This window comes from Flavonifractor hominis (genome assembly GCF_040095835.1).
Classification (GTDB): Bacteria; Bacillota; Clostridia; order Oscillospirales; family Oscillospiraceae; genus Flavonifractor; species Flavonifractor hominis.
The window spans coordinates 377,620-393,314 of sequence record NZ_JBBMFT010000001.1 but is presented as its reverse complement, the minus strand read 5'-3'; the positions used below and the strand labels follow the sequence as shown (position 1 = coordinate 393,314).

Genomic DNA, 15,695 nt, shown 5'->3' with positions numbered 1-15,695 from the left:
ACAGATATACACAAAGGAGAATATCATGCGAACACATTGGAAGTCCCTGCTAGCCGTACTGATTTTAGGAGCACTGGCTCTGGCCGGCCTAAGTGTTTCCACCCAGCCCGGCGCCTCAGCTGCTGGTAATGGGGGGACACAGGAGGAATTCCGTGCTATGTGGGTGGCCACCGTATACCGTCTGGACTATCCCAGCCAGGCCACTACAGACCCAGCCGTGCTCAAGCGGGATGCAGACCAGATCCTGCAGGGATGCGTGGATATGGGAATGAATGCGGTGATCCTGCAGGTGCGTCCCTCCGCTGATGCACTTTATCCCTCTGAATATTATCCATGGAGCAAGTATCTCACCGGCACTCAGGGAACTGCACCGGCAGATGGGTTTGATCCGCTGGCCTATTGGGTGGAGCAGGCTCATGCGCTTGGCCTCGAACTGCATGCCTGGATCAATCCCTTCCGTATCACCAAGAGCGGCCAGAGCGAATTTGATGCTCTGACTGCCGATCATCCCGCCAAAGTACATCCCGAATGGGTCGTAGAATATGACGGCAATTACTACTTTGATCCCGGTTTGCCAGAGGTGCGGGAGTACATTGTCCAGGGAGCGGAAGAACTGGTCCGCAATTATGATCTGGACGGCATCCACCTGGATGACTATTTTTATCCGGGCAGTGGATTTAACGACGCTGCCACCTATGCCGCTTATGGCGCTGGTTTTTCCGATCTTGGAGATTGGCGGCGGGACAATGTTAATCAGTTGGTTAAGACGCTTGGTGAGCGTTTGCACGCCATCGATCCGGAGCTGTCTTATGGTATCAGTCCTTCCGGAGTCTGGGCGGACAAGAGCAGTTTGCCAGAGGGATCCAACACTACCGGCGGATATGAGAGCTACTATGCCTCTTATGCCGACAGCCGCAAATGGGTAAAAGAGGGGTGGATCGATTATATTTGTCCCCAGATTTACTGGTATATCGGTCATAAAAGTATGGACTATGCTACCATTGCACGCTGGTGGGCAGACACTGTAAAGGGTACAGGCGTTTCACTTTACATAGGAATGGCGGATTATCAGGCCGGGAATAATGATCCAACCAATCCGTGGTACGGGATCACAGCCATTCAGAAACAGTTGGAATTCAACGACACGCTGTCGGAGGTAACGGGTGAAGTTCATTTTCGTTATCAGCTCATTGCCGCTAACAGCGATTTGGTACAGCTCTACCGAGAAAGCTATGGGCAATCACAGGTAACACCCACACCGACGCCGGAACCCACATCGACCGTTGTGCCGGAGCCCACCGCAACACCAAAGCCGTCAGACCCCATCTACCTCAATACCGTGGAACACACAGCCTATATAGAGGGAAGCAACGGCAGTTTCCGGCCTGAGGCATCCCTCAGCCGCGCAGAAGCTGTGGCTATGTTGGCTCGATTGAGTGTGGACGAGCAAGGAAAACCGCTTTACAGTGGTGAAAGTGGCACTGGTGGTTTTTCTGACCTGACAGGGGAGGAGTGGTATGCACCTTATGTGGCGTTTGCCGCACAATATGGTGTAGTGAATGGTTACCCGGACGGGACCTTCCGTCCGACGCAAAGTGTGAGCCGGGCCGAGCTGGTCAAGCTCATCGCCGCTTATTTTGATGCGGCAGAGATCGGAGGTGTTTCCTTCCCGGATGTACCGGCAGACTACTGGGCGGCTCAACCTATTGCGCTGGCAGCACAGGAGGGATGGGTCTCTGGTTATCCGGACGGCACGTTCCGTCCGGATCAGAATGTGAGCCGAGCAGAAGCAGTCAAGATGCTCAACCATGCACTGGGGCGCATCGCAGGTCAGCGGGAGGCTGCCATGCCCTTTGACGATGTTGAAGATGAGTATTGGGCCTACGAGGAAATTCTGGAGGCATCGGTTTCCCACACCTATGAGAGCGACGGCCAGCAGGAACAGTGGCTGAGTTACGAACCATAAAAAAGTGCAGCGGGCACCCAGTATGGGCGCCCGCTGCGACTTTGTTCTCCAAAACATATCCGACCTTGAGAAAGTAACCGATTCATACGTGGGGTCCTATTTTTTCTGCTTGAACAGATGCCGCAAGGCACTCTCTGCATCCCCCAGCTGGCGAAGAAAGGCCAGTGGATTGGCACAGAAGAGCAAGACACCAGCCAACAGTCGTCTTAGAAATCTGAGCACAAAAATCCCCCTGGCCCAGTATAGGCCGGGGGGATTGCGGATTCAGTCGTTTTCAGTCGGAGAAGCCGTATGGCGGGTATAAAGAAATACCGCCAGGGCAACTGTTACCGGTACGGCCAGCACGATGCCAAAGCTGCCGGAGAGGCCCTGCATGATGGCAATGCCGATGTTATTCGAGTTGATAATCTGTCGATAGGGCAAATTGTAGGCATAGTCCAGCACCAACATGGAGATGCTGCCACCGGCAAAGGCCAGAATAAGGGTGTTGGAATCGGTACCCATCATATCCCGGCCCACATGCATTCCGGCCCGAAAGAGCTCCTTACGTGACAGCTCAGGATTTTGGGCATGAATCTCAGCGATAGAGCTGCCGATGGACATGGCTACATCCATCACTGCGCCCAGGCTTGAAATAAGCAGTCCGGAGAATAGAAGACCACCTACTTGGACTCCGCTGGTGGTGGAAAGGGTAAGCAGGCTTTCGATATCTGACACATTCCAGCCGGTGATACCGGTAGCCATACTGAACAGGGTAGCAGAAAGTCCGGCAATTACCACACCGGCTACCGTACCACCCGTAGCGACCAACGTCTTCATGGTTGGTCCTCCAATCAAGTACATGGTCACAAGCGTGGTCACTACACAGATGAACACCGCCACCCAAAAGGGAGACCAGCCGCGGTAGACCAAGGGAAGATAGACAAAGAGAATACAGAAAAAGGTGAACACCAGACCAAGCGCACCCTTGACCCCCTGTTTTCCTCCCACCAGACACAGTACCAGAAGATAGGCCGCGGCAAACGCATAAATTACCCACTCCCGGTCTTGAGAATAGATGCTGGTGATGGTAGAATCGCCCGCTACAGACTGCATGACCACCACATGCATCCCCACCGTGCATCCGGCGCCAAAGAGGAAGCCCGAAGAACTGGTAGTTTCCAATTCCTGCCCGGCCCGGACACCTGTGGTCATCTCCACCAGCACCCGCTGTTCTCCCACTCGGGAGCCATCAGGTTGGAGGTTATCCTGGAGAATCTGGGTCACCACACCTTTTTCAAACGTCTGGCCATCCCGATTGACCAGTTCTACTCGGTCAATCTGATTGATGTAAAAGGTAAACAGAAGAAACATAGCCAGCACCAGCAGCGGGATGCCCCAGCGCACAAGGCCTTTTTTGATATTCAATGATGCTCAGCCTTTCTGATTGAATTGAAATTCCCGGCGGCCAAGGGCCGCCGGGAATCAGATCTTACACGGCCCGACGGATTATGCGCCGAGCGTCACGCCCAGAGTAGCAAAGAAAGAAGCGGGCAGGTAATAGTTGCCGTCAGCCAGGAGCGCGTCTGCGGTCACAGTCTTACCATCCACCGTCAGTTCCAGACTTACGCGGGCACCAGTGGACGGGGTAGAGGACGGTACGGCATCGGTGTAGCTCTTGCCAGTCGTAACAGTTACACTGCCATTCCAGCTGACGTCAAACTGGTTATCAGCGCCAGCCACAGAGGCAGCCACATCGCGCAGGCGGTAATAGGTCTCGCCGTCGCTGGTCAGGCTGGAGATAGAAGCAGCCTCGTCGCTCTTCTCAATGGTAAAGGTATCATCGATCTGCTCCACTTTGCCCTCGGAGGTGATCTGATAGGTCGTAATGGAGAAGCTATCGCTGTCCATATCGATAACCGAATAGCTGGGCAGCCAGTTCTGACTGCGGTTGGCAATGTAGTCCTGCTGGCTGGCGATGAGCTCATAGAACTTGGAACCGGATGCAGAGTTGGCGGTCATATACAGCGTGCCCTTGGGGTTGACCACAGTGTTGCCGGTGGTATCCTCAATCGTGTAGCAGCCGTTGTCAGCCTGGAAGGCATCGTGAGCGGCAGTACCGGCAGTATCGCTCTCCTCGGGATACAGAGGGATCTTCTCATCGGTCTGGGTGTTATAGGCGTTGTCCCAGTCGTAATCAGTGCCCTCGTCGTTCAGGCGGAACTCGTAAGTGCCATGCGTCTGGCCATCACCATAGAGCAGTTTGGAACGGCTGTAGGTGTGGTCGTGTCCCTGGAGTACCACATCGATATCATATTCGTCAAAGATGGGAGTGAGCTGGGTGCGCAGAATCATGCCATCAGTATCCGAATGATCCAGACCAGTACCGTAGATATCCTGATGGATGGTAACGATCCGCCATGCGGCGTCAGGATCCGAAGCAACAGCCTGCTGGATGGTCTTTTCGTGCTCGGCCACATTATAATTGTTGGTGTTAAGTACGATGAACAGGCCAGAGCCGTAGGAGTAGTAGTAGTCGCCGCCGGCCTGGGTCTTGCCGTTTTCTGTGGCGTTGGGGTTGTTAAAGTGGTAGGTATAGTCGGGATTGAGGGAGTCGTGGTTGCCGATGGTGGTCGCAACAGGCAGGCCGGCCAGCACATCGGGGGAGAGATAACCGGCATATTCTTCTTCTTTTGCCTGGCCGGTCTTATTGACCTGGTCACCGGCAGAGATGATGAAGTTCACACCGGGATTTTGTTCCGTGGCAATCTCCAGAGTACGATTCCAGGCAAAGGCATCGTTGCGGGCAGCGGTGTTAGCGGCGCCGGAGTCAGCCTTCAGGGTATCGCTGCCCTGAGGCTGGCCCTTGGAGGCTCCGATCTGAGGGTCGCCCACATAAAGCATCTTGACCTGATCAAAACTGCCAGTCTTGTACTCCTGCACTTCAGTCTGGGTGCCATTTTTCTCCACAGTGTAGTAATAAGTGGTATTGGCTTGCAGTCCGGTAACCGTGACATGGTTATAATCATAGGCCACCCCGTCGGTCAGGCTGTCATCCACCTGGGCAGCAGTGCCGGTAAAGGCGGTCAGATGTTCCTTATCCGTACCGAAGTGGACGACAGGGGTAGCTTCTTTGCCGCTTTCCGTTTTGCTGTACCAGGCAAAGTTGAGCTGCGTTTCATCCGCACCGGGAGTCAAGGATACCTGAGTATAATCGGTGGCGAGCGTCTCCCATTCCTTGACCCACGCCTGCCACTCAGCGGATCCACCGGTGACGCTGCTATCGTTGTAGTTCGCAGTGGCGGCCAGAGCCAAGGGGCAAACGCTCAGCACCAGCGCACCGCTGAGAAGACTGGCCAGGACTTTTTTGCGTGTCTGCATGTGTTCCAACTTCCTTTGCAGTATGTTTTGGTTTTTGAACCAGGAGGCAGTATAGCACCGAAAAAAAGCGTCTGCAAGGAGCCTTTCCAAAGCTTTCCGCAACCTTTACATGGACTTTACGTTAGAAGCAATTCTATGCTGCTTGCATGCGAGAAGAAGAAAAGGAACTATTGACGAACGGTCAGAAAATACATAAGATAACATAAACAGGGTTTGCAACAAGGAGGAAAACCAACATGATATCCGCCGCTCTTGGCTATGAACCAGAAGTACCAAACACTTTGTTAATCGTAGATGATACAGAGATCAACCGTGCTATTTTACACCAGATCTTTTGTTCATCATATGCAGTCGAGGAGGCGGAAAATGGACAAATTGGTTTAGAGAAGCTACTGGACCACCCGGGGCGGATCTGTGCAGTGCTGCTGGATGTAGTTATGCCTGTCATGGGTGGGATGGAACTGCTCAAGCGTTTGAAGGAAAACGGATTGCTGGCCCAGTTACCGGTTTTTCTCATCACAGCAGAGACCAGCAGCCAGATGATTGAAGAGGCCTATGCTCTTGGTGTAGTAGATGTGATCAACAAGCCGGTGGTGCCCTATATCGTGGAACGACGGGTAAATTCAGTGATTGAGCTCTATCAGGCCAGAAAGCGGCTTGGCAACGTGGTAGAACTCCAGCAGTCCAAGCTGCTGGAGCAGACAAAACAGATCATGACACTTAGCTTTGGCATGATTGAGGCGCTGTCTACCGCCATCGAATTTCGCAGCGGGGAATCCGGAGATCATGTCCGGCGCATCCACGACATCACCAGCATCTTGCTGCGTGAAACAGAGCTGGGTGCAGGACTATCCGAGGAAACCATTGAACAGATTGCCTTGGCAGCTATTATGCATGACGTAGGAAAAATTGCCATACCGGACGCAATTCTCAATAAGCCCGGGCGACTCACTAGTGAGGAATTTGAGGTAATGAAGACCCATACCAGTCAGGGCAGTGCTCTGCTGTCCAGAATCCCGCAAATGCGGGAGCATGGAGCCTATGAGTACGCCTATGACATTGCCCTGCACCACCATGAGCGCTGGGATGGGCGTGGTTATCCAGACGGACTGAAGGGGGATGATATCACCATCTGGGCTCAGGTGGTCTCCATTGCCGATGTATATGACGCACTGGTCAGCAAGCGTGTCTATAAAGATGCGTTTGGATTTGATCAGGCTGTAGAGATGATCCGCAGCGGGCAATGCGGCGCGTTTAATCCCAGATTGCTGAAAAGCTTTTTCAGTGTAGAAAAGCGTTTGCGGGAGCTGTATCATCCGGCGGAGGGATGCGTATGAGCGGGAAGAGACGTGTCTGGAAAAAAGTTGTAGGCGGTCTGCGTTTCTATCTCCTGATGCTGCTGGTATTTTTAACGCTGTCTATTCTAAGCCTGCATATTCTTCAGGAAGAATTGCTGGAAAACGCCCAGCAGACCGGCAGTGCTCTCGCCCGCAGTTATACTTTGGAAGAGGAACGGAGCGCTACCACCTACGAGTCTTTGATCAAAGTGGCTGCACAATACCTGGACCGTCAATTTCGCCAGGGAGCAACCGATGAGGAGCTGCACGAGTGGATGCAGGTCTTTTTTGAAACAATTCAGAATGTTACAGGCAGCGACTCGGTAGACCCTTACGCCGTGATTGACGGTGAGATTGTAGCCGCCAACGACTGGGAAGGGGACGAAACTTACAATTTCTCAGAGACAGGCTGGTATCAACAAGCCTTGGAGGCAGACGGTGAAGTAATTTATACCGATGCCTATACCGATGTCATCACCGGCAGAAACATCATCACCATCGCGGTCAAAAGCGGAACTGGGGAAAACGTGATCGCATTTGATATTTTCCCGGAGAGATTCCGTATTTCGTCCAATACCATTGAACTTCCGGAAGGAAGTTCGTATTTCTTGTGTGATCGGAGCGGAACGCTTCTCTATGCACAGACGGAAATGCAGAGTGATCCGGATGAGATGCAGGACTATGTGAGCGGGATTGTTGAACAGATGCGGCGTGGAGAACTGGCACGTGCAGATTCCTATGTGCTTGATTTGGAGGGCAGGCAGCGAGGCGTCTACTATAGTGTTGCGGAAAATGGCTGGATCTCCATTATTACCATACCCTTCCGGACGATTCTGGGAGGACTGCTGCGGCTGACCATTACATTTTCCGTCGTATTTCTGATCCTGATTCTGTTTACGGTCTTCATGGGGGTCCGAGACTATCTGTTGCGCCGGCGTGTGGAGCGTACCAATGAAACGGTCCGGGTACTGGGGAACTCCTACTACGCCATTTACCGCATTAATTTTACCAGCGGCGCCTATGAGATCATAAAGGGGTCGGAGTATATCCGAAAACGGTTGAAGAACCGAGGGGAGTATCCGCAGTTTTTGTCCGTACTCTCTGAAGTGATCGAGCCTGTAGCCGTTCAAGAATTTTTGCGGTGTTTTTCTCTGGAAAATGTCCGTGCACTGGTCAAGCAGCGAGTGCGTGATTTCGGTGGAGATTTCCGGCGTAGTTTCCATGGTGAATACCGTTGGGTCAATGTACGGCTGCTTTTCGATGAATCGTTGTCCAAAGGTGAGGTTGTGCTCTGTTTTCGCGAAATTGAAGCGGAAAAACAGGCACAACTCAAACAGATGCATCTGTTGGAAGATGCCCTGGATACGGCTAAGCGGAACGAAGAGTCCCAGAACCAGTTTTTCTCCGCTATGTCGCACGATATGCGCACACCGCTCAATGCCATCATCGGATTGTCGGAGCTTGCCGCTAAGCAAACCAATGATCCGGAAAAGATCGAGGCCTACCTGCAAAAGATCAACCGTTCCAGTAAACAACTGTTGGGATTGATCAACGATATTCTGGAGTTCTCCAGACTTAAGCGCGGCAAACTGGACTTGAACGAACAGGAATTTGATCTGGAAGCCTGTCTGAATGAATGTGTGGATTTGTTCCGTGAGCAGATCGAGACAGAAGGAAAACACCTTCAGGTCTCCGTCACACTGGAGGACGGCACCGTTATGGGCGACAGCTTCCGTATTACTCAGATTCTAAACAATCTGCTCTCCAATGCGGTCAAATTCACGCAGCCCGGTGATCGGATTATGGTCCAGCTCCGACAGGTAGAGGGGCAGGAGTATGCCAAGTATCAATTTATCGTTTCAGATACCGGTGCCGGAATGAGTAGAACATTTCTTGCGCATGTTTTTGAGCCCTATGAACGTGAAACCCGCTTTGGCGCCAGAAACGTGGCTGGTACTGGTCTTGGTATGGCGATCGTGAAGAACCTGGTCTCTCAAATGAATGGGCAAATCGCTGTAGAGAGCGAATTAGGAAAGGGAAGTACCTTTACGGTTACACTACCCTTGGAGCGGATCCAGCCATCCAAACCAACAGACAACACGCAGGCAGAAGAACAGATTCGTCTGGAAGGGCGGCATATCCTGTTGGCGGAAGATAACGAGGTAAACATGGAAATCGCCACTGAGCTGCTTTCTATGCACGGCGCGGAGGTGACACAGGCTTGGAACGGCAGGGAGGCGGTAGAACGCTTCGAGGCATCTTCACCCGGTTTTTTTGATGCGATTTTGATGGACATGCAGATGCCTGAGATGAACGGTTGCGATGCAGCACGGGCAATTCGCGCTATGAAACGCACCGATGCAGCCGATATTCCCATTCTGGCGGTCACTGCCAACGCATTTGCGGAAGATATTGCAGCCACAACAGAGGCCGGCATGGACGCACACATCTCAAAACCTATCGATGTTCTGGTCCTGTGCCAAACCCTGACGGAGCTGTTGCGTAGGAGAGAGCGTTAGGTGAATCACGCTATAGAAAATGGGCGGTATGGTTATACACCATGCCGCCCATTTTCTATGGATCAAAGTAATCGGGGCGCAGTTTGAATAAATGACGTCAGAAACGGGAACACTGGCGCAGAATTCGGCTCACAGCCAGACAGAAAAGGTGTATCCGATATGGACAATTATTTTTGCGGTTGGTATTTTAAGTGTCAGTCCGAGAAGCAGACGCTGGCACTGATTCCGGCTCTCCATATCACAGGTGGGGAAAAAAGCGCTTCCATACAGATTATCTGTGACACAGGGACTTGGAATATACCGCTGCCAGCCGATGGGGTCCAGATTAAACGCACGCAGCCCCTGGCTTTGATGGGAAACAGCCATTTTAGCCCGAACGGAATATCTCTGCAAGTAGACAGCGGAACATGCCATGCATTTGGCTCTCTGCAGTTCGGCCGCCCCACGCCTCTACGCTATGACATTATGGGACCATTTACTTTGGTCCCGTTTTTGGAATGCCGTCACAGCGTATTCAGCATGTGGCATCGTGTGAGGGGAGAGGTATGTGTAAACGGCGTTAACTACCGGTTTTCAGACGCGACAGGCTATATTGAGGGCGACCGTGGACGCTCTTTTCCAAAGCGGTACCTTTGGACTCAATGCATCGTTCCAGGTGGCGCTTTGATGCTGTCTGTAGCAGAGATCCCGCTTGGCCCCGTCCGTTTTACCGGTATCATTGGCGTAGTATGGCTGGGAGGCAAAGAATATCGCCTTGCCACCTATCTGGGGGCCCGAGTGTCCGAGCGCACAGATGGACGTATCACAGTTCAGCAAGGTGGTTTGAGCCTGTCGGCTGTACGGTTGGAGCGAAACGGACAGCCGCTTCACGCGCCACAGTATGGGGCAATGACACGGATCATCCGGGAAGCCCCTGCCTGTCGGGCTTATTATCGCTTTACCTGTAACGGGGCCCCTCTGCTGTCATTTGAAAGTGAACAGGCTTCCTTTGAGTATGAATATTCGCAATAACAAAAACGAGTGCCGCAAAAATTTTGCGGCACTCGTTGCTACCTAAATTAAGCGAAGAAAGCATGGGCTCCGATGGTGGCTACATAGGGCCGGTTTCTGGAAGCCCAACTGCCCGGAGCAGTTACGGGGTTGACGAAATAAAGCGCATTTCCTGCGGTGTTTACGCCCTCCAGGCACAGCTTGGCAGCGATAACACTCTCTGCATTGGGAGTACGGTAGATGCTCCCATTTCTTGCAGGAGTAAACTGGTTGCGCTGGAAAATGACCTCATAGACGGTATTGGGAAACTTGCTGCTGGCCACACGGTTGAGCACGACATTACCTACGGCAATCTTCCCTTCCAGAGACTGGTTTCCGCTCTCAGCATTGATGATGCGAGAGAGCCAGTAGACCACATCTGCCTGATACGTCTGCTCACCAGAAGTAATCGGGCCGCTTCCAGACGTGATAAGAATATCACTGTTGGTTCCATCCCAGCTGACAACTGCGCCCAAAGCTTTACACAGCGTACGAACTGGGACCAGAATGTTGTTGGCGTCGCTCTTTACTCCGTCCGGCACATAGAGATAACGGCCGTTAGCCTCAATATATTTTGCGCCGGGCTTAATGCGGAGCGAAAGACCTGGGGCCGTGACTTCGGCCTGGCTGTTGACCCAGGTCGCTGTGGCACTGGGGTAGAGCGCTTTCACGATGGGCCAATAAGAGACATATGTGTTTCCGTCCACCACTTCGCTGGCGACCTTTGTCTCAAGGGCGGTGCCGTTGACTACGAATTCGACGCCGCTCTCTGCCGCGAATGTTGGGCCGGCCAGGGTCGCGCAAAGGGCCAGACTAACAAGCGCGCAAAGGGCTCGTTTCTGCATGATGGTGATTCCTCCTGTTACAGTCTGTTACTTGTTGTTTACTTTTTTGTAACCACATTGTAACCAATATGAATCTATAAAGTCAATAGGAAAATTTGCTGAAAATTGTAAAAGCATTGCGGCCCAATGGATACAGGCTTAATATCTTTTTTTGAAGAAGCATCATTTTGCAATTTTCGCTGCTTTTTGCAGGGTAAGTGATAACAAAAAACATCTATCCGGTTACAAGTATGGGCAGCAGAAAACTTGTTCAGATAAATGCTGCATCCAAAGGCAAGGAAGCAGTTCAAACGGTATTCTCCAAAAAAATTTATTTTTTTCAAATTTCCTCTTGACGAAATGAAAATATCTGCTATAATAATCAACGTTGTCCGCCCCGGTGACTAGGGCGGAGCTCCGATGGAGTAGTATCGAAGTGGTCATAACGAGCACGACTGGAAATCGTGTAGCCGCTAACACGGCTCGAGGGTTCGAATCCCTCCTACTCCGCCAGAAAAAAGGCAACTGCGAAAGCAGTTGCCTTTTTTGTTTTACATGCTGATGTGATTTATACGAAAGCAGATTCGATCTGTGCTTCAGGAGCAAGTATCTGAATATACCCAGACAAGACATTTACGGCATCATCGATGACTGTTCTGGGCAGGTCGGGTGTACCAAAGATCGGGTAGAACACATGGCAGCTGTCCGGCCGCGCAGCGGTACGGGCATCTGTACCGGCGATTTGACTGAAAATAATACCGCTCTCATCACGGGCACAGAAATCGCCAGGATAGGTATGTAATTCTCTCTCATGAAGTCCAATAAAAGGCTCCTTTTCAGCGGCAAGGTATAGTTCAACCGTGCCGCACAGCTGATCGGCATCATGGGCACCAGATAGTACATGCGTGGTGAGTTCCATCAGGAAGGGGACTTCAGCGATGAGGTTTTGTTCAGGAAATGGCTGGCCTTTTAGAATAATTGACTCAAACTGCAGCAATACCGGGTAGGTTTTGCGAAATCGCTTGAAAAAGCGGACATAGGGATTTTCACCAAATACTGCTTTTCGCTCATATGTTGCAAATCGCTGACGGCAGTCTGTAAGTTCCTGTTGGACCAGGCTACGGAAGTCTGCCTGGCACCACTGGTTAGGTTCCGGATAGTGGACCTCCACTATACCGAAAGGAATGTTTATATCGTTCAGTGAAGTGTGCCTTGTTATAGACAGCATATCATTTTCTTCCTTTCCTGTTTCATCCAGTTCTTTGATGCTTTCATCATACGAAAGCTTGACGATTCTGTCAACAAAAAAGGGACACGACGTTTATGTCGTGTCCCTTTTGGTTCAATGGGCCAGGTGTTCCGCTTCCTCCAGAGTCAGCCCATGCTCGCGGGCAATACGGGCCAGATCCTCATATTCCCCCTTTTCCCGCACTGTGCCCCAGCCGCACGCGTGTTTGATGCCTACTGGGCCGTAGGGCGTCTCTGCAGTGCGCAGGCTGCGCTCCAAGGTGTAACGTCGGCAGAGTGTCTCACGTACGCCCAGCGTGGTTGTATGGCGGAAGAGCAGCTTTAGAAGCGCCTCACGGTCTTCTACGCGGCACAGGCAGGTGAGCAGAACCGCCGGGCGTCCCTTTTTCATGCCGATAGGCGTGGTAAACGCATCCAATGCACCGGCCCGAAGCAGTTCCTCCTGGGCAAAGGCAATGGCCTCCGGCGTCATATCGTCCAGATTGCACCGCAGTTCGGCCACCTCATCCCCGTTTTGGTTCCTTTCACCCAGCATGGCCCGGACACAGTTGGCCGCTTCAAACTGTTTACTGCCCACACCGTAGCCGATCGCCTGTACCGTCATGACCGGCATAGGCCCGAAATGATGGACAAAATGCTTAAGCAGCGCCGCACCGGTGGGAGTGCACAGTTCGCCCCGGATGGCCCCGGAGTAAATGGGAACACCCTGGAGCAGATAAGCGGTGGCCGGAGCGGGGACAGGGAGGATGCCATGGGCGCACCGCACCTGCCCGCTGCCCACGTGGATGGGGGAGGCTACTATCTTATCTGCGCCGATCTGATGCATCAGCAGGCAGACCCCTACCACGTCGGCCACAGCGTCCAGCGTACCCACCTCATGGAAGTGGATCTGGTCCACCGGACAGCCATGGGCATGACTCTCAGCCTCAGCGATCAGGTGATACACAGCCGCAGCATCTGCCCGAACCGGCTCAGGCAAATCCAGGTGGGAGAGAATGTGTTCGATCTCGTGCATGCCGGTGTGATGATGGTGGTGCTCGTGGTCATGAGGATGCACATGGTCATGGTCATGGTGATGGTGGTGCTCATGTTCATGCTCGTGCTCACGGGAATGGTGCATGTGTACTTCCGGGAACACATCATGGCTGTGTTCCTCCTGGCCGTTGACACACACCTCTACCCGGGTGCCGGAGATGCCGCAGGTCTCTGCCGGCAGGGTGCGCAGCGCTACGCCGGGCAGTCCCAAGTGGTTCATTTGCTCCAGGAAGGCTTGACGATCCTCCACCAATTCCAGCAGAGCGGACATAAGCATATCACCCGCGGCCCCCATGCCGCAGTCCAGATACAGTGTTTTCATGCGTGTTTTCCCTCCAAATGATTGATCATACTGGCCAGATAACCCGCGCCAAAGCCGTTGTCGATATTTACTACACTGACTCCACTGGCACAGGAGTTAAGCATGGACAGCAGGGAAGATAACCCTCCAAAGCAGGCGCCGTATCCCACACTGGTAGGCACAGCAATGACCGGACAATCCGCCAGTCCGCCGATGACGCTGGCCAGCGCGCCCTCCATACCGGCAATGGCGATGATGACTCGGGCATTCATGATCTCCTCCATATGGCTGAGCAGTCGGTGCAGACCCGCCACACCCACATCATACAGCCGAGTAACCTGATTGCCCAGCGCCTGGGCGGTCAACGCGGCTTCTTCCGCCACCGGCATATCGCTGGTGCCTCCCGTAGCTACCACAATGGTGCCCACGCCATCCGGTTCCGGCAGATTCCCCACGATGCCGATTCGCCCCATCTCATGATAAACAAAAGGATGGGACGGGGATATGGCATCGGCGGACTGCCGGGACATACGGGTAATAAGAATGGTCTCCTGGCCGCCGGCGCGCATGGCGTCTACAATACCGGCGATCTGTTCCGGAGTCTTGCCCGCGCCGTATATGACCTCTGCCGTCCCCTGACGCAGGCCTCTGTGGTGGTCCAGCTTGGCATAGCCCAACTCCTCAAAGGGTTCCATTTTCAGCTTCAGCAGGGCCTCATCCACCGGGACGCTGCCGTTGGCCACCTGCTCCAACAGAGCTCTGATTGCACGTTGTTCCATTTATCGTTCCTCCAGATCCAGCAGAATGGGTGAGAAGTAGGGCGTCAGAGCACCCCGGATGGCGGACGCCTCCCGCACAGCCCGCTCCATCTGATCCCCGGGCAGCTGCAGTCGGGCCGCGCCATGAAAGACTCTTACCCGGAAGTCGGTAAAGCCCAGGCGGAACAGAGCCTCTTCCGCTTCCTCTACCCGGTGCAGCACCTCTCCAGTGATCGGCTCGCCGGTTGGAATGCGGGTAGCAAGGCAGGCATAGGCCGGTTTATTCCAAGTAAAAAGTCCTGCCTGCTTGGAACAGGCGCGGATCTCCGCCTTGGTTAGGCCGCACTCCCGCAGAGGGGAACGGACAGACAGTTCCCGGATGGCCCGCATACCTGGGCGGTCCTCCGCCTGATCGGAGGCATTGGTGCCATCCAGCAGGATAGGGTAGCCATCGGAAATTGCCCGGTCTTTCAGAGTTTGAAACAGACGGCGTTTACAGTGATAGCAGCGATCAGCAGGGTTGGACGTGATTGCAGGCTCGGACAGGACATCCAGCTCCAGCACCGTTACCTCCACCCCCAACTTTTTCGCCAGGCGGAGCGCGTCCGCATGTTCAAAGGCCGGTTGAAAGGCGGTCTTGATATAGTAAGGTTTTACATCCGCCCCGCAGCGCAGCCCTTCATAGAGCAGATAGGCAGAATCCACACCGCCGGAAAATCCCAGAGCGCACTTGGGATTTCCCCGAAAAAAATCCTGTAACGTCATAGGCGTCTCCTCTCAGACCCCAAAGCGGTCATACGGCCGGTAGCAGTCCAGGCACAGCTTGCGCCCATCCTGCAGACGGAGCAGATGCTCAGCGGTCATCTCTCCACAGCCATCGCAGGGGAGGGAATGAAACAGGCGGGCCCGTTCCGGCACCGCCAGGACGGCGGGCTTGACATCAAATAACTGGGCGGGATCCGTTTGCTGCAGATACTGAAAACGGGCCTGTTTGTCCGTCAGCTCTGCCGGGGTGGGGCGGAGCACCAGGCGCACAGAGCGTCCGGTGCTACGGTTATAGAAGGAGAACGCCTGTTTTCCACGCAAGTGAAACAGCAGATTGCCCCGGCCGATGCTGCACCCCAGTACCACCTGAATGGCATCCACGCCGCAGGCGTCGTTTTCGGCGATACAAACCACCTCTTCATCGGAAGAAAAGCCTATGTCCAGCAGCTGCATGGCATAGCGGGCGGCCTGAAAACCAATGGTCAATCCGCCGCAGGCGTGTCCGTGAAAGGCTACACAGGCCTCCCAGAGCGATTGTCGATCCATAAAAATC

At 53.4% G+C, this 15,695-nt stretch carries 12 protein-coding genes and 1 tRNA gene; 5 read left to right on the top strand and 8 right to left on the bottom strand.

From position 1 onward, the window contains the following. The first annotated feature begins 25 nt into the window (after nt 1–25). Nucleotides 26–1,966, top strand: a complete 1,941-nt coding sequence (locus tag WMO45_RS02000) for a family 10 glycosylhydrolase (RefSeq protein ID WP_349138978.1) — start codon at nt 26–28, stop codon at nt 1,964–1,966. Nucleotides 1,967–2,230: 264 nt separating this feature from the next. On the opposite strand, the gene WMO45_RS01995 is transcribed toward WMO45_RS02000, so the two are convergent. Continuing rightward, nucleotides 2,231–3,373: a YibE/F family protein gene (locus tag WMO45_RS01995; protein ID WP_349138977.1), complete on the bottom strand. Its 1,143-nt coding sequence runs from the start codon at nt 3,371–3,373 to the stop codon at nt 2,231–2,233. An 81-nt stretch (nt 3,374–3,454) separates the two neighbouring features. Continuing rightward, nucleotides 3,455–5,326 carry a purple acid phosphatase family protein gene (locus WMO45_RS01990; protein ID WP_349138976.1) on the bottom strand — a complete coding sequence of 624 codons (1,872 nt, stop codon included), beginning with the start codon at nt 5,324–5,326 and terminating at the stop codon, nt 3,455–3,457. A gap of 236 nt (nt 5,327–5,562) precedes the next feature. On the opposite strand from WMO45_RS01990, the gene WMO45_RS01985 reads away from it, so the two are divergent. The 3 genes from WMO45_RS01985 (at nt 5,563) to WMO45_RS01975 (ending at nt 10,193) form a co-directional block, all read left to right on the top strand. Continuing rightward, nucleotides 5,563–6,663 (top strand): HD-GYP domain-containing protein, encoded by a 1,101-nt coding sequence (locus WMO45_RS01985; RefSeq protein WP_349138975.1) that lies wholly within the window; start codon nt 5,563–5,565, stop codon nt 6,661–6,663. Further along, complete coding sequence (locus WMO45_RS01980) at nt 6,660–9,182, top strand: hybrid sensor histidine kinase/response regulator (protein WP_349138974.1); 2,523 nt, start codon at nt 6,660–6,662, stop codon at nt 9,180–9,182. Before WMO45_RS01985 ends, WMO45_RS01980 begins: the two co-directional genes overlap by 4 nt. A gap of 666 nt (nt 9,183–9,848) precedes the next feature. Next, nucleotides 9,849–10,193, top strand: coding sequence for a hypothetical protein (locus WMO45_RS01975; RefSeq protein ID WP_349138973.1), 345 nt, complete (start codon nt 9,849–9,851; stop codon nt 10,191–10,193). A 47-nt stretch (nt 10,194–10,240) separates the two neighbouring features. Here WMO45_RS01975 and WMO45_RS01970 read toward each other — a convergent pair whose 3' ends face one another. Beyond that, the gene (locus WMO45_RS01970) at nt 10,241–11,056 is read right to left on the bottom strand and encodes a cell wall hydrolase (protein WP_349138972.1); all 816 of its coding nucleotides are present in this window, start codon (nt 11,054–11,056) and stop codon (nt 10,241–10,243) included. 401 nt (nt 11,057–11,457) lie between these two features. On the opposite strand from WMO45_RS01970, the gene WMO45_RS01965 reads away from it, so the two are divergent. Then, a tRNA-Ser gene (locus WMO45_RS01965) sits at nt 11,458–11,548 on the top strand. Between the two features lie 55 nt (nt 11,549–11,603). On the opposite strand, the gene WMO45_RS01960 is transcribed toward WMO45_RS01965, so the two are convergent. From WMO45_RS01960 to WMO45_RS01940, 5 genes are all read right to left on the bottom strand, one after another. Then, entirely contained in the window at nt 11,604–12,263 is a 660-nt protein-coding gene (locus WMO45_RS01960) for a hypothetical protein (protein ID WP_349138971.1), read from the bottom strand. Between the two features lie 114 nt (nt 12,264–12,377). Then, nucleotides 12,378–13,640, bottom strand: coding sequence for a nickel pincer cofactor biosynthesis protein LarC (larC, locus tag WMO45_RS01955; protein WP_349138970.1), 1,263 nt, complete (start codon nt 13,638–13,640; stop codon nt 12,378–12,380). Beyond that, entirely contained in the window at nt 13,637–14,398 is a 762-nt protein-coding gene (larB, locus tag WMO45_RS01950; RefSeq protein ID WP_349138969.1) for a nickel pincer cofactor biosynthesis protein LarB, read from the bottom strand. Before larB ends, larC begins: the two co-directional genes overlap by 4 nt. Further along, a complete protein-coding gene (gene larE, locus WMO45_RS01945; RefSeq protein WP_349138968.1) occupies nt 14,399–15,142 on the bottom strand; it encodes an ATP-dependent sacrificial sulfur transferase LarE in 744 nt (247 codons plus the stop codon). It abuts the gene before it with no gap. Between the two features lie 12 nt (nt 15,143–15,154). After that, the gene (locus WMO45_RS01940) at nt 15,155–15,688 is read right to left on the bottom strand and encodes an FmdE family protein (RefSeq protein WP_349138967.1); all 534 of its coding nucleotides are present in this window, start codon (nt 15,686–15,688) and stop codon (nt 15,155–15,157) included. Between the last annotated feature and the right edge of the window lie 7 nt (nt 15,689–15,695).